This is a genomic window from Aquimarina sp. U1-2, from assembly GCF_017897595.1.
GTDB lineage: Bacteria > Bacteroidota > Bacteroidia > Flavobacteriales > Flavobacteriaceae > Aquimarina.
Map to the genome: position 1 here is coordinate 181,064 of NZ_JAGKIK010000006.1, position 16,150 is coordinate 197,213.

The following is a 16,150-nucleotide window of genomic DNA, read 5'->3' on the forward strand; positions in this document are numbered from 1 at the left end:
ATAATCAAAAATTAGCACAACACCCTGTTGGTAATCAAAATATGAATAACAAGGATTTCATAACTCTTCATCTTTCTGAAAACCAACGAATCATACTTTACAAATAATATCAATTTGCGGTTTGCTATATAAATTTATAATCGTACATTTGCACGCCTATTTTATATAGGAAAAGGAATGTTTAATACGTAAAATTAGTTAGTGTGGACACATTAAGTTACAAAACAGCATCGGCTAACAAAGCAACCGTTACCAAAGATTGGGTGCATGTAGATGCTGAAGGACAGACTTTAGGGCGTCTTTCTTCTGTAGTAGCTATACTACTTAGAGGTAAGCACAAGCCTAACTTTACCCCACACGTTGATTGCGGCGATAACGTTATTGTTACTAATGCCGAAAAAATCAACTTAACAGGAAAAAAGTGGACAGATAAATCATATATCCGTCATACTGGATATCCTGGAGGGCAAAGAAGTCTTACTGCTCAGGAATTGTTTGACAAAAATCCAGAGCGTTTAATCGAAAAAGCGGTAAAAGGAATGCTGCCTAAAAACAAATTAGGAGCAGCTTTATTCCGCAATTTAAAGGTTTATTCGGGTGCAGAACACAATCAAGATGCTCAAAAACCTAAAACTATTAACTTAAAAGAATTTAAGTAATGGAAGTTATTCATAAAATAGGTCGTCGAAAAACTGCTGTGGCAAGAGTCTACCTTAAAGATGGTTCAGGAAAGATCACAGTAAACAAGAAAGATCTTAATGACTATTTCACTACCGCTACTTTACAATACAAAGTAAATCAGCCTCTTACTTTAACAAGTAACGAAGATAAATACGATGTAAGCGTAAACGTATACGGTGGGGGTGTTACTGGTCAGGCAGAAGCAGTACGCTTAGCAATATCCAGAGCAATGTGTGAGATAGACGCAGAAAACAGATCAATTCTTAAACCAGAAGGTTTATTGACCAGAGACCCAAGAATGGTAGAGCGTAAAAAATTCGGTCAGAAGAAAGCGCGTAAGAAATTCCAGTTCTCTAAACGTTAATGCTGAACTCGTTTCAGTATCTGCTGAAAGCATAATTTAAAACTAAAAAATGTATTTGTTGTTACCTCTTTGATGAGGGTTAGTTTAGCATCTAAATGCGCAAGGCCTTACAAAATGTAGCCACTTGAGCATTGCTAATTCAACAGAACGTAAACTATTACAAAAATGGCAAACAATATCGAAGTAAAAGAATTACTTGATGCAGGTGTGCATTTTGGACACCTGACAAGAAGATGGGATCCTAATATGGCTCCATATATTTATATGGAACGTAACGGTATTCACATCATCAACTTATATAAAACTGCTGCAAAAATTGAAGAGTCAAGCGAAGCCTTGAAAAAAATCGCTGCATCTGGCAGAAAAATCCTTTTTGTCGCAACCAAAAAACAAGCTAAAGAAATCGTAGCCGAAAAGGCAAGCAAAGCTAACCAGCCCTATATCACAGAAAGATGGCCTGGTGGAATGCTTACTAACTTTGTTACCATCCGTAAAGCCGTTAAAAAAATGGCTTCTATTGATAGAATGAAGAAAGACGGCACCTTTAATACATTATCAAAAAAAGAACGTCTGCAAGTAGATCGTTTACGTGCAAAATTAGAAAAGAACCTGGGTTCGATCTCTGATATGACGCGTTTACCCGGAGCATTATTTGTTGTAGATATTACTCGAGAACACATCGCAGTAAAAGAAGCACAGAAATTAAACATTCCTATTTTCGCTATGGTAGATACCAATTCTGATCCACGTCAGGTTGACTATTTAATTCCAGCGAACGACGATGCTTCAAAATCTATAGACAAAGTAATGACCTATGTTTCTGATGCTATTATTGAAGGCTTGAACGAAAGAAAAGCTTCTAAAGACGCACCTAAAAAAGACGATAGTACAGCAAAAGCTGAAAGCAAACCAAAAGCGAAAGAAGCTCCGGCAAAAGCCGATAAAGCAGTAACTAAGTCTGAAGAACCTGTAGCTGCAGAAGTAGCAAAGCAAGAGGAAGAATAAACAGATTGGCCACAAAACAATCTACCGTTAGTGCTAAAGTTATAGCAATAGAAAGTTTAACACTAGCATAAAATTGAAGAGTCGTTTAGTTCTTTACTTGTGAAATAGTAACTAAACGACTCTTTTGATAAAAAAACACGACAACATTTAATATTTAAAGATATGGCAAAGATAACAGCCGCAGAAGTAAATAAATTAAGAAAAGCTACCGGTGCAGGAATGATGGATTGCAAAAAAGCACTTGTAGAAGCTGATGGAGATTTTGATAAAGCAATCGAAATTTTAAGAAAAAAAGGACAAAAGGTTGCTGCAAACAGAGCCGATAGAGAATCTACAGAAGGTGCCGTTATTGCAAAAGTAAATGATGCTAAAAATAAAGGTGTGATCGTTTCTCTAAATTGTGAAACTGATTTTGTAGGTAAAAATGAAACTTTCGTTTCTTTGGCACATGAGTTGGCTGAATTGGCTTTGACCGCCTCATCCAAAGAAGATTTATTAGCAAAGGATTTTAACGGTATATCTGTTCAAGATAAATTAACCGAACAAACTGGAGTTATCGGTGAAAAGATTGAAATTGGTGATTTTAGAGTTTTAGAGGCTCCTTTTGTAGGCTCTTACATTCATGCTGGCAATAAAATAGGGGTTTTAACCGGTCTTTCGGGCTCAACAGATGGAGCCGAAGCGGTTGCCAAAGACGTGGCTATGCAAGCTGCAGCCATGAATCCGGTAGCGCTTAACGAAGACGGTGTTGATCAATCGATTATAGAAAAAGAGATCGAGATCGCTAAAGATCAGTTACGACAAGAAGGAAAACCAGAGGCTATGCTAGATAATATTGCCAAAGGTAAAATAAAGCGTTTTTTCAAAGATAATACACTGGTTAACCAAGCATTTATTAAAGACAATAAGCAAAGTGTAGCAGATTATGTAAAAACATTAGGTGACGTATCTGTTGTTGCTTTTGAAAGAGTGGCGTTAGGATAACCTAATACCGAATAGAATAGTGATACCATCACTATTAAAAATTAAAAACCGCTTCTGTATCCAGAAGCGGTTTTTTCTTCTTCATTTTTCAAAATATTGTTTGACGTGGTTTTCCACAATACAAAACTTTGAATTACCTCAAAGCCTTGCTCCCAAAATAAAGACTAACTCCCCAATTAGTCTAAACAACTGTGCAAGTCCTATTTCAAAAATATTTCTCATCCCCCTCATTTTTTTGTTTTCCACATCACAAACCTATAACATTATTTACAACAAACCAATACACTGCATAGGGGAAAAGACCCCATTTTTTATAAGGCTTTATCGCCACTGCAGCATTTTAAATATCTAAAGCAAGTTATCAAAAACCGGCAAGTTACCCCAAATTACACTATGGTTTTAGGCTGTTTAATCCATGCTCTTGAGACTATAGGAATATAAGGCTTTTACTAAACCACAATTTTGATTACTATTATACCTCCTATATTTTGTAAATTAAGAATATCATTATATTTGTATCACCGTTACACTTTGCAATGAAATACAAAAGAATATTATTAAAACTATCAGGCGAAGCTCTTATGGGGGAACGCCAATATGGTATCGATCCTAACAGATTAGCCGAATATGCACATGAAATCAAACAAATTACTAATAAAGGAGTTGAAGTAGCTATAGTTATCGGAGGAGGCAATATTTTTAGAGGGGTTGCCGGTGCAAGTAAAGGGATGGATAGAGTACAGGCAGACCACATGGGTATGCTTGCTACCGTTATCAATGGTCTTGCACTTCAAAGCGCCTTAGAAGATGCCGAAATTCCTACGAGGTTACAATCTGCAATAAAAATAAACGAAGTAGCAGAGCCTTTTATAAAAAGAAGAGCGTTGCGACATCTTGAAAAAGGTAGAGTCGTTATTTTTGGAGGAGGAACTGGTAATCCTTACTTCACAACAGATTCTGCTGCTGTGTTGCGAGCAATAGAGATCAATGCCGATGTGATTTTAAAGGGAACTCGAGTTGATGGTATTTACACCTCTGATCCCGAAAAAAATGCTGATGCTACCAAATTCGATTTTATATCCTTTGATGATGTATTGCGTAAAGGATTAAAAGTTATGGATACTACTGCATTTACATTGAGCCAGGAAAATGAATTACCCATTATTGTTTTCGACATGAACAAAGCCGGTAATTTATTTAAGGTAGTTTCAGGAGAGTCAGTAGGTACTCGGGTAAATCTTTAATCCTAACGTTATCTCTAGAGATCACAAAAATTGGTAATTCGTTAAAACAGAAAAGAATTAAAAAAATGAACGAAGAAGTTAACTTTATTCTAGATTCAACTAAAGAGGCAATGCAAAATGCCATTACTCATTTAGAAAAAAAATTACTTAATATTAGAGCAGGAAAAGCTTCGCCAGCAATGCTCGGGGGTGTGATGGTCGAGTATTATGGCTCCCCTACTCCTTTAAATCAAGTGGGTAATGTAACTACTCCAGATGCACGTACAATAACTATTCAACCTTTTGAAAAATCTCTAATTTCAGAAATCGAAAAAGGTATACAAACGGCCAATCTTGGGTTTAACCCCATGAATAATGGTGAGAGCGTAATTATTAATGTTCCTCCTTTAACAGAAGAACGACGTAGAGAACTGGTAAAGCAGGCAAAATCTGAAGCCGAAGATGCTAAAGTAGGAGTTCGAAACGATCGCAAAAGTGCTAACAATGAAATTAAGAAATTAGAAAAGGAAGGATTATCTGAGGACATGGCAAAAAATACCGAAGTTGATATTCAAGAACTTACAGATTCCTTTATTCATAAAATAGACGAAATGTTTACCGTAAAAGAAAAAGAAATAATGACGGTTTAACATTTTCTAAATACATATTTACCTTAAAAAAGCGTTTTCTTTGTGGAAACGCTTTTTTGTACCTTCAGTTTTTGAATTTTGTTAGTCTAATGCGGAACCCATTATTTTGTGTATTCTTTTGTTTTCCTTTTATCTTACTATCACAGGTTTCGATTAGCGGTGTGGTCATTGACGCAAGTACTGATAAACCACTTCCATTTGCCACGGTAAAAACCAGTAGTTCATCATACGCTCTTAGCTCTTCAGAAGGAGAATTTACAATCCGATGCAATCAACAACCTATCGATCTTATCTTTAGTTACGTTGGATACAAAACCAAAACCTTACAAATTAAAGAAAGTTCTGATAAAAAAATTAAGGTTTTCTTATCACCTAGCGAAGAAAAATTACCCGCGGTAAATCTTAAAACCACTCAAAATATCGCAAGTAACATTATAAAAGAAGCCATAAAAAGAAAGAATGATAATAACTCAAATACATCGTTAACTAGCTACAGGTATAAAAGCTATCATAAATTTAAAATTACTGAAGATAACGAGGCCAAATTAGATACTCCTGATACTACGAATGTAGCTATAGAAAGAATTATCAACGAATCTCATTCATTTTTATCAGAGAAGGTAAGCGAACATCTTTTCAGTAAAAAAACCGGAAAAAAAGAAACCGTATTAGCTTCTAGAATGACAGGTTTCAAAAAACCAGTCTACGATGTGCTCGCTATAAAAATACAGTCAAGTTCTCTCTATACAGAAGATTATACCATTTTCAATAATAAATATGTAGGGCCCTTATCTAATCGCGCTTTAAAAAATTACTACTATAAAGTTCTGGATACAACACAAAGCCCAAATCCGGCTTTTGTTATACTTTTTCAGCCTAGAAAAACTAAGAAATATGCAAGTCTGGAAGGCGTGCTATACATAGATAGAGAAACGTTGGCCATTCAAAAAGCAATTATTGAACTACGAGGAGAGCTTGATGTCATGGCAATGCATGATTTCAAATATATGACTAATCAAAAAATCTGGTTTCCCAGTCGGCAAGAAATTTCGATACGACCTGGGATCGGAAGGCAAAAAGTTAGTCTCTTTGGAGGTCAAATATCAGTAGGAAGTTTAGCCAAAAACCAAAAAACATTTACAGGTAACAATAACTTTTTAATCTCAACTACCGATGTATTTGATCTTCAAATTAATCCAGCATTAAAAATAAAACAAGGAGCAGCAGCTATCCAGATATCCCCAGAGGCTACGACCAGGTCTGAGAAATTTTGGAATCAATATCGAACAAGCGCCATGACTGAAAAAGATATCAATTCTTTTGGTGTGGTAGATAGTATTGTAAAAGCTCAAAATATTGAACGTAAAATTAAAGTTCTACAAAGTTTTGGCCTGGGATATTTTCCGGTTGGTTTTTTTAATTTTGATCTTACCTACCCCATTAAATATAACAATTACGAGGGAGTACGAATTGGCGTGGGAGGAATGACGAACACTAATTTTTCTAGAAGATTGAGGTTAGAGGGGTATCTAGCCTATGGTTTTAGAGACTCAAGATCAAAATTTGGACTAGGGGGCGGTATTCTTTTAAGAAAAAAATCGAACTCCTGGCTTAATATTAACTATACCGATGATATAAGTGAAGTAGGTAGCTTTCAATATCTAACAGATAGAAGAGTGTACTCCCTGTTTGAACCGCGTTTGGTGAATATTGATTTTTATTATAAACATCGAACGTGGAGAACCGGGCTGCAACATCAGATTTTTCCGAAACTTTTATCAGAAACCGAACTATCGGTAAGTAATATTAACCAAACGAGTAGCTATAGATTTTTAAATGAAGGGAACGCATTTTCTGCCTATAAAATAGCTGAAGCTACACTAGCTCTGCGATGGAGTCCGTTTAGCAAGTTTTTAAAAACCCCAAAGGGCATACAAGAAATTCAAGAAGGATATCCCAAAGTAACAGCACAATACACTCGTGGTTTGAAAGGAATATTTGATAGCAATTTTAATTATAATAAATTGGGTATCAAGGCCGAATATGTTATTAATCGCATCAACCTGTCAAAAACAAGCCTTCTTTTTGAAGCCGACCTGGCGATAGGTGATGTACCATTAACTCATTTATACCATGCATATCCTAACGCCCCAACCAAAGAAACCGTCTTGCAGCGATTTTCAGTAGCAGGTCGCCGTACTTTTGAAACTATGTTTTTTGGTGAATTTTTTAGTGATAAGCTTGCTACTCTTCAAATAAAACATGCTATACCCCCAGTACAGATAGCCCATTGGCTCAAACCAGAATTGGTATTCATTTCGCGATATGCAGTTGGTGATATAGAAAATGTTGAAAATCATCAAGGGGTGACTTTTAATTCTCTACAACAGTTGTATCAAGAATCAGGTATTGAAATTAACAAACTATTTGCAGGTTTCGGATTAAGCTTTGCCTATAGATATGGGGCCTATCACCTCTCTACCTTTGCAGATAATCTCTCTTTTAAATTTACATTTTATTTAAAACTGTAAAGACCTGTGATTAATATGTTTTTATTATGTAAATTAAGCGTTAGTCTTTCTTCAAATCGTTACATTTGCAACAGGAATATAAACGGCTTCATGGTAATACCTCGAGGCATTAGTTGATTAACAACTTTAATATCGGGACAAGCTTAAAAGGCAACACATCTCGATTATTGAGTAAAGGAATGACAAAATTATTCACTTTTGGATTTTGGAATGCTCTGGCCGGTATCATACTTCGTAATAGGGCGATCATATTCTTAACCATCATAGGGGTTACCATTTATCTGGCCTTTCAATGGAAAAATATGAAGTTTTCTCACTCTGAAGCTAATCTGCTTCCAGATGATCACGAAATAAATATTCAATATCAAAAATTTTTAGACAAGTTTGGTGAAGAAGGGAATTTAATCGTAATGGCTGTCAAAGATAGCTCGCTTTTTACACCCGAAAAGTTCAGCGCATGGAATGATTTCAATAATTCGCTTAAAAAATATAAAGAAATAGATTTGGTGATCTCGCTCGCCGATCTAAAAACCCTCGAAAAAAAAGACAATCCTGCCAGGTTCGAACTTGTACCTTTTATAAAAGACACCAGCTATTCTAAAGCTGAAGTTGCGCGATATGAAAATGAACTTTTTAATAATCTACCATTTTACGAAGGATTAGTATACAGCAAAAAATCCCATACCATACAAAGTGCTTTGTACTTAAAAAAGGATATTGTAAACACCAAATTACGAAAAACGTTTATCCAAGATGTTTTACAGCCTGCTGTAGAAGCATTCGAAATTGAGAATGATCTCGATGTAAAAGTTTCTGGAATGCCATATATCAGAACGTTGAATTCTCAAAATATCATGGATGAGATTTCTATTTTTATTCTGGCTGCCTTATTAGTGACATCACTAATATTTTTTTTATTTTTTAGATCGGTACGTGCTACTTTTATCTCGATGACGGCTGTTATTATCGGGGTCATGTGGGCTTTTGGGCTCTTGGGACTTTTGGAGTATGAAATCACGGTACTAACGGCGATTATTCCTCCCTTGGTCATTGTTATTGGTATACCTAATTGTATTTTCCTGATTAACAAATATCAACAAGAAATTAAAAAACATGGGAACAAAGCCAAATCACTACAACGGGTTATTACCAAAGTCGGCAATGCAACCTTAATGACTAATGTCACTACAGCATCAGGATTTGCAACCTTTGCCTTAACAGAAAGTAAACTTTTAAAAGAGTTTGGCATTGTAGCTTCATTAAATATCATCGCTCTTTTTATACTTTGTCTTTTGGTGATTACTATTATTTATAGCTACATGCCACAACCAAAAGAAAGGCATCTGGAACATTTGGGTAAGGCCTGGATGGAAAAATTAGTAAACTGGATGGAAAATATGGTAAAAACCAGGCGAGTTACCATATATTTTTCTTCAGTAATTATATTAATTGTTAGCATTATTGGGATCTATACCATCAAGGTTTCAGGTAGTTTACTGGAAGATATGCCCAAAACAGCTGATTTCTATAAAGACATTGTTTTTTTCGAAAAAGAATTTGATGGCATAATGCCCTTAGAAATTTTTATAGATACCAAGCGAAAACAAGGGGTATTGAAACTAGCTACACTTAAACGTATGGAACAACTTCAGGAATTACTTGAAGAAACACCCGAATTATCAAAACCCATCTCTATCGTTAGCCTTGTAAAATATTCGAAGCAAGCATTTTACAATGGAAATCCTAAATATTATCAAATCCCGACGAGTCAGGAGCGAAATTTTATATTACCCTATATCAAAAATTTTGAATCGCAAGATGGTGTTATGCAAAGCTATGTAGATTCTACAGATCAATATGCCAGAATCACCACATTTATGAAAGATGTAGGTACCGATGAGATGGATCGTATCGAAGCTGCACTTGCACCTAAATTAGAAAAAATTTTCCCCAAAGATCGATATGATGTTTCCTTTACAGGAAAAGCGCTTATTTTTCAAAAAGGCACAAAATATCTAGTTTGGAATCTAACCCTGTCTCTCGGTCTTGCTGTACTTTTAATCGCATTATTTATGGCCTGGATGTTCAGGTCGTGGAAAATGATAGTGATTTCATTAATTCCAAATTTATTACCTCTATTGATGACCGCCGGCCTTATGGGATATCTTGGCGTACCTATAAAACCCTCTACAATATTGGTATTTAGTATTGCTTTTGGAATCTCTGTAGATGATACCATACATTTCCTTGCAAAGTACCGGCAAGAGCTAAAATCAAATCACTGGCGAATCAAAAAATCGGTGCTTTCCTCTTTGCGTGAGACTGGGGTGAGCATGTTTTATACATCAACAGTTCTATTTTTTGGTTTTTCAGTATTTATGATTTCTAGTTTCGGAGGCACAAAAGCTTTAGGTGGTTTGGTATCAACAACTTTGCTGTTCGCTATGCTTGCTAATCTATTACTACTCCCCTCTTTATTACTTTCGTTAGAACGCAGCATTGCTAATAAAAAAACGCTAAAAGAGCCTACGCTTAAGATTATTCCTAATGAAGAAGAAATAGAAAATTCTGAAAAGTAAATTGCCTGAGAGCAAGCCCGTAACGCATTAGTTGAAAACTAATTTTGTTTAGAGATAAACCTAGGCTTATTTAAATCTTAAGTATCGAGTATTATCAAAATGATGAATATAAAATAAAAGCCCCGTTAACATTCTAACGGGACTTATGTAAGATAGATTACCCCAAAACCTATCGAACTAAACTTAACGTAAACACAATCGTTATAATTGCAAAAGCAAGATACTATCCCTTTTTATATTATGAAATAGCTGTTAGGGGGGAAAAATCCCCTTTTTTTAATTATAGTCAGAATTTAACACATTTTAATATATCAACGTAGGCGTTATAACTATTTAAAATAATGATAGTCAACTAATTACATTAAAAAAGTATTCGATCAGAAACATATATTTTACATCAAAAACCTTAAAAAATTTGATGTTTTGCTATTCTAATACTTCATTTTACGGTTTTTCGCATAGAATCATATTTTCAAAAAACGTCAAATTTCAAGATGTAATCCATTTTCTGACGCACAAAACGAGTCTAAACTATAATTATCAGATAAAGCTTGAATATTTAAATTTTGAATTCGCCAAAGTATGTTTCAATCAGATTAAAAAATTATCTTTACAGCTTCAAATTTTTAAGAGTTGGATTTTTATTGAATTCAAGTCATAAACTAACTCGGGATAAGCCTGCGAGGTAGTTGTAAGAAACTGAATTATAATTTTGAGGCAGGTCCCAGAGGGAGTATTAGACCCTTTGGCAATGCCAATAAAGCTATTGCAAAACACAGTATATAATGAAGCATTCTAAAATAGTAGAAGTACTGCAAAGTGATCAACTATTACAACCTGTAACTGTAAAAGGATGGGTTCGATCTTTTCGAAATGATCGTTTTATCGCGGTCAACGATGGATCTACTATCAATAATATTCAATGTGTATTAGATGATGATACTATTGATGAATCTATAAAAAACAGAATCAATATTGGAGCTGCAATAGCGGTTATCGGTACATTGGTAGAAAGTCAGGGTAAGGGGCAACGGGTAGAGATACAAGTTACTCAGGTTTATATCGAAGGGGATGCTGATCCTGAAGAACTAAAATTAACGATTCTATCTCCCAAAAGGCATACTTTAGAAAAGTTAAGAGAACAGGCGCATTTAAGAGTACGTACAAATACCTTTGGTGCTATTATGCGGGTACGATCAAAATTATCATTCGCTATACATGAATATTTTCAAAAAAATGACTTTTACCATGTACATACTCCTATTATTACCAAAAGTGATGCTGAAGGTGCAGGAGAAGCTTTCAAAGTAACAAATCTAGATCTAAATCACGTTCCCTTAAAAGATGGGGCAGTAGACTACAAAGAGGATTTTTTTGGCAGCGAAACCAATCTTACCGTGTCGGGTCAATTAGAGGCAGAGACCTATGCTATGGGATTAGGGCAAGTATATACTTTTGGCCCCACGTTTAGAGCAGAGAATTCGAATACATCTCGTCATTTGGCAGAATTTTGGATGGTTGAACCCGAAATGGCTTTTTGTGATCTTGATGGAAATATGGATCTGGCTGAAGATTTTATTAAATATGTGATTCAATATATTCTGGAACATTGCCAGGATGACTTAGCATTTTTAGAAAATCGCTTGGTGCAAGAAGATAAACAGAAGCCACAAGCAGAGCGAGCAGAAATGCTTTTAAGAGACAAGTTAAAATTCATACTTGAAAATAATTTTAAGAGAGTAAGTTATACCGAGGCTATCGACATTTTGAAGAATTCTAAACCTAATAAAAAGAAAAAATTTAAATTTCTTATTGAAGGTTGGGGAGCTGATCTGCAAAGTGAACATGAACGGTTTTTAGTTGAAAAACATTTTAAATGCCCTGTAATTCTATTTGATTATCCTGCAGACATCAAATCGTTTTATATGCGGTTAAACGAAGATGGTAAAACAGTAAGAGCCATGGATATTCTTTTCCCGGGAATAGGCGAAATTGTTGGAGGTTCACAGCGAGAAGAGCGTTTAGATGTTTTAAAAGAAAAAATGGCAGATCTCAACATTCCTGAAGAAGAATTATGGTGGTATTTGGATACACGTCGTTTTGGAACCTGTACACATAGTGGTTTCGGACTCGGTTTTGAGCGTTTGGTACTATTTGTTACCGGAATGAGTAATATTCGCGACGTTATCCCTTATCCTAGAACTCCGTTAAATGCAGAGTTTTAAATTTTAAATATACATTTTCTTTTGAAAGAGCCCCAACTTTCTTTCAAGAGGTATAAAAATCAATTTTTATGAAAAGATTTGTACTTCTTTCCTTGATGACAATAACATATTTAAACATTCTAGGGCAAAAGAAAGACATTGTTATTGCCCCGACACCTAATTGGATAGAATCCGTAGAAAATCTTAATACTAATATTTCTCAATCAAGTTATGGTAACTCTGGATATTACTACCATCTAATAGATTTTCAGACCAATATAGATAATCAAAGTTTTTTCTCGCATTATACTGTCGAGATATTGAATAATGAAGGTATTCAGCAAATTTCGGATTTAAATGTAGATTTTGACCCATCTTACCAGAAGCTAATATTTCATAGAATCGATGTCATTAGAAACAGAAACTTAATAAATAAGTTGGACAAAAAAGATATCAAAACTGTCCAGAGGGAAAGTAATATGGAAAGATTTCTGTATGACGGTACGATTACAGCTTTCATAAACCTCACCGATGTAAGAAAAGGGGATATTATTGATTATTCTTATACAATCATAGGTTCTAATCCAGTATATGAGAATAAATATCATGGTAAAATTTACTTTCAACATGTAATTCCCGTGGGCTTATTACATCACAAATTGCACATAAACAAAGACAGGAAGTTAAACTTTAAATATTTTAATAGTTCGCCTGAAGCTAATGTTAGAAAAGATGGAAATATAATTACATATCAATGGAAACTTACTAATTTAGAATCTATAATTTATGATAAAAATACGCCCTCTTGGTATGATCCTATACCAAACGTTTCCATATCAGAATATGATACTTGGAAAAAAGTTATTAATCAATATAATAAGCATTATAGAATTAACCAAAAGAATAAAAAGCTATTAAAAAGAAAAGTAGAAAAACTGTTTGAAAATGTTCCAAAGGACTCGATATTAGAAAAAATAAGAATTTTTGTTCAGGATGATATCAGATATCTTGGATTTGAAGGCGGTTTTAATTCGCACATACCAACATGCCCAAATCAAGTTTTCGATCAAAGGTATGGGGACTGTAAATCGAAATCATTTTTATTAGCCGAGACCTTAAAAATGTTCGGAATTGAAGCAAACCCTATCTTAGTTCATTCGTATAACGGCAAGAATATACCTGAAGAGCTACCTTCTCCTAATATTTTTAATCATTGTATAGTGCAAGTAGTAAAAAACGAAATTACGTACTACATTGACCCTACAATTAGTAATCAAGGAGGAACTATTGAAAATCTATACACCCCTGATTATAAAGTAGGTCTTTTACTCGAAGAGGGAGCGCAAGATCTAACAAAAATAAATTTCTCTGCTAATAATAATGTTAAAATACTAGAAGAATACGACATTGATAAAATTGGCGGCACGGCTTACGTTTATATTACGACTAAATATTCTGGAGCAAGCGCAGATGAACAAAGAGAGTTTTTTGCAAAACGTGATAGAAATAAAATTTCGAAAGAATATTTAAACTTTTATAGTGCGCTTTATCCAAGTATTCGAGAATTTTCTAAAATTGAGTTTATAGATCATAGATCTAATAAAAATGAAATAACCGTTAAAGAAGCTTATTTTATTGATTCTCTATGGATAAAGTCACAAGAAGACGAGCATGTACTTTATAGTGAATTTTATCCTTTAAACTTAGAATCTCATATTAATGTGGATAAGTCACCAGAAAGAACTATGCCATATTATATAAGATATCCAGTAGATTTAGAACATAAAATTGTTATTAATTTGCCCGAGGATTGGAATGTGACACCAGAAAGATCAGTAATAGAAGATGAAAATTTTAGGTATACTTATAATGTAGAATACTTATATAGAAAAATAAATCTAAATCATACATACAAAACATTTAAAAATTATATATATCCTGAAACTACATCAAACTTTATAGCTAACCACGAAAAAATACGAAAAAATCTTTCCTATATTTTAACCTACAATACTAATGCTGTCGCAGAGAATAATACCACTAGCTGGATTTTAATACTATTGGCTATTGTTTCTCTTGGTATATTTGTTTTTTTTGCGATCAGAATCTTCACCTCTTATAATATACAAGGGCAAAATTCCAAAAATGAAAGTCAAAAAATCGGAGGCTGGCTTATTCTTGTCGCAATAGGTATTACAATAACTCCAATTCGTACAATTTTAGAACTTTACAGAGAGTTCGATAACTTTTTTAGTACTTCGACTTGGATGTATATTATCAAAGATCATAGCAGCTTTAATGAGTTATTCAATTCATTATTGATAATTGTAGAGATTATATATAACTCAGCATTTTTAGTATTTTCCATTTTAATAATAGTGTTATTCTATTTTCGAAGAACTATTTTACCTAGACTTTTTATTATTTTTTATGTTGCTACTTTCATTTTCATCTTAACGGATACAATTTTGGCTCTTATTTTAAATAAGGCTATGTACTCTGAAGTTGAAAAAATGCAGCTATATCAAGAAATAGGAAGATCTTTTATATCTATGGCAATTTGGGTACCCTATTTTTTAATCTCTAAACGAGTAAAATCTACTTTTACAGAAGTTTATACTGGAAAAAAAATATTTTAATTATAACGACTCTTTAATAAAATCTCAGAAATTAAACTTTTGATCAATGACTTATCAAGACGCGTTCTATGTAATTTATCGTTAGCGCTTTTGATTTTTTCTGAATGTGGTAGATTATCTGTGTCTTCTAATATCCTAAGCACTTCTTCAAAAAAGCTGGTGAGAACAGGTATAATATACGTGCTCGCGCTATGTTTGTTTTTAATATGAATAAATTTCTTAGTGTATGCCAAAAAAAGCTGTGGATATTTTGCAAACGTTAATAATGCTTCATAAAAACTTTGATAAACTTTTGATCTGTTGTTATTATTTCTAAATTTTAATTTGGCGGGATCAACTCGTTTTAAAGTATATAATAAAACACTTTCTTTTATAAAATTACCATAATCATTACTAGAATGGTAGTACACTTCAATTCCGATATTGGTATTTACCACTAAAACCTCATCTTTAATGGTATCTTTTAAAAAGGATTCAAAAGTTTGAACTTCAGAAGAAGATATCAATAATCGCCTATTAATGGCAATCGATCTGATCGTGACAGATTTAATAGCTACTATGTTTTCTGGCAGATTCACAAAGAAAGGTTAGCTAATTCTGGAATTTCTAACCCTTGGTTTTTGGCATGCGTATCTGCAGTACGCCCTGTACTATCCTTTGCAGAAATATCTGCTCCGTGTTCAAGTAATAACATAATAATATCTTTATGTGCAAATGTAGCTGCATAAATTAATGCTGTGGCATTATTAAAATTTGTTTCGTTTACGTTTGCTCCTGCTTGTAAGAGCAACTTTGCAATAGCATAATTACCCTTAAAACTAACTCCCATAAGCGCTGTATTACCAGAGCTATCTTTTGCATTCACATCAGGATGGTAACTCAAAATGCATTTGGTAATGTCTTCAAAACCGTAATATGTTGCTAATACTAATAGGCTAAAACCCCTTTCATCTTTGTGGTGAACAAGCTCTGGGTTATGTTGTAATATACTTTTTACGTTATCGATGTTACCAGATCTGATGGCGTCGAAAATAGAATTCATAAGTGTGTTTTATTTTTGTGAATGTATTATATACTTATCTTAATTTAGCCTATTGCATACTATTTAATCCGCTTTATGTATTAGAAAATCTATTACGGCTTGAAACTACTGCAAAACCAAGCACTACGTTGCATTTTTAAGTGTCACCATAGCGGTGCTATGCTGAAACTTAGAAAATACTTTCAACGCTAAATCTCGCCCAAAGCAATGCTTTGTCGTGGCATTTTCAAACCTCATAACGAAATTCT

General features: G+C 34.0%; 12 protein-coding genes. 10 read left to right on the plus strand and 2 right to left on the minus strand.

All coding sequences use genetic code 11. The annotated features are described in order from the left end of the window. Positions 1 to 203: 203 nt before the first annotated feature. The 10 genes from rplM to J8281_RS10195 all read left to right on the plus strand — a co-directional run bounded on the left by rplM (position 204) and on the right by J8281_RS10195 (position 14,860). On the plus strand, positions 204 to 659 hold the full coding sequence (gene rplM, locus J8281_RS10150; RefSeq protein WP_210197501.1) for a 50S ribosomal protein L13: 456 nt from the start codon (positions 204 to 206) through the stop codon (positions 657 to 659). Further along, positions 659 to 1,045: a 30S ribosomal protein S9 gene (gene rpsI / locus J8281_RS10155; RefSeq protein ID WP_210197502.1), complete on the plus strand. Its 387-nt coding sequence runs from the start codon at positions 659 to 661 to the stop codon at positions 1,043 to 1,045. The genes rplM and rpsI overlap by 1 nt, the downstream gene beginning before the upstream one ends. Before the next feature lie 165 nt (positions 1,046 to 1,210). Continuing rightward, positions 1,211 to 2,050: a 30S ribosomal protein S2 gene (gene rpsB / locus J8281_RS10160; protein WP_210197503.1), complete on the plus strand. Its 840-nt coding sequence runs from the start codon at positions 1,211 to 1,213 to the stop codon at positions 2,048 to 2,050. Positions 2,051 to 2,212: 162 nt separating this feature from the next. After that, complete coding sequence (tsf, locus tag J8281_RS10165; RefSeq protein ID WP_210197504.1) at positions 2,213 to 3,034, plus strand: translation elongation factor Ts; 822 nt, start codon at positions 2,213 to 2,215, stop codon at positions 3,032 to 3,034. A gap of 536 nt (positions 3,035 to 3,570) precedes the next feature. Next, on the plus strand, positions 3,571 to 4,278 hold the full coding sequence (gene pyrH, locus J8281_RS10170; protein ID WP_210197505.1) for a UMP kinase: 708 nt from the start codon (positions 3,571 to 3,573) through the stop codon (positions 4,276 to 4,278). Positions 4,279 to 4,343: 65 nt separating this feature from the next. Next, complete coding sequence (gene frr, locus J8281_RS10175) at positions 4,344 to 4,907, plus strand: ribosome recycling factor (RefSeq protein WP_210197506.1); 564 nt, start codon at positions 4,344 to 4,346, stop codon at positions 4,905 to 4,907. An 89-nt stretch (positions 4,908 to 4,996) separates the two neighbouring features. Further along, positions 4,997 to 7,438, plus strand: coding sequence for a DUF5686 family protein (locus J8281_RS10180; RefSeq protein ID WP_210197507.1), 2,442 nt, complete (start codon positions 4,997 to 4,999; stop codon positions 7,436 to 7,438). Positions 7,439 to 7,617: 179 nt separating this feature from the next. After that, entirely contained in the window at positions 7,618 to 10,017 is a 2,400-nt protein-coding gene (locus J8281_RS10185; RefSeq protein WP_210197508.1) for an RND family transporter, read from the plus strand. Positions 10,018 to 10,802: 785 nt separating this feature from the next. After that, on the plus strand, positions 10,803 to 12,242 hold the full coding sequence (gene asnS, locus J8281_RS10190; RefSeq protein ID WP_210197509.1) for an asparagine--tRNA ligase: 1,440 nt from the start codon (positions 10,803 to 10,805) through the stop codon (positions 12,240 to 12,242). 68 nt (positions 12,243 to 12,310) lie between these two features. Further along, positions 12,311 to 14,860, plus strand: coding sequence for a DUF3857 domain-containing protein (locus J8281_RS10195; RefSeq protein WP_210197510.1), 2,550 nt, complete (start codon positions 12,311 to 12,313; stop codon positions 14,858 to 14,860). Here J8281_RS10195 and J8281_RS10200 read toward each other — a convergent pair. Beyond that, complete coding sequence (locus tag J8281_RS10200) at positions 14,857 to 15,438, minus strand: hypothetical protein (RefSeq protein WP_210197511.1); 582 nt, start codon at positions 15,436 to 15,438, stop codon at positions 14,857 to 14,859. The genes J8281_RS10195 and J8281_RS10200 overlap by 4 nt on opposite strands. Continuing rightward, positions 15,435 to 15,902: an ankyrin repeat domain-containing protein gene (locus tag J8281_RS10205; protein WP_210197512.1), complete on the minus strand. Its 468-nt coding sequence runs from the start codon at positions 15,900 to 15,902 to the stop codon at positions 15,435 to 15,437. Before J8281_RS10205 ends, J8281_RS10200 begins: the two co-directional genes overlap by 4 nt. Positions 15,903 to 16,150: the final 248 nt, after the last annotated feature.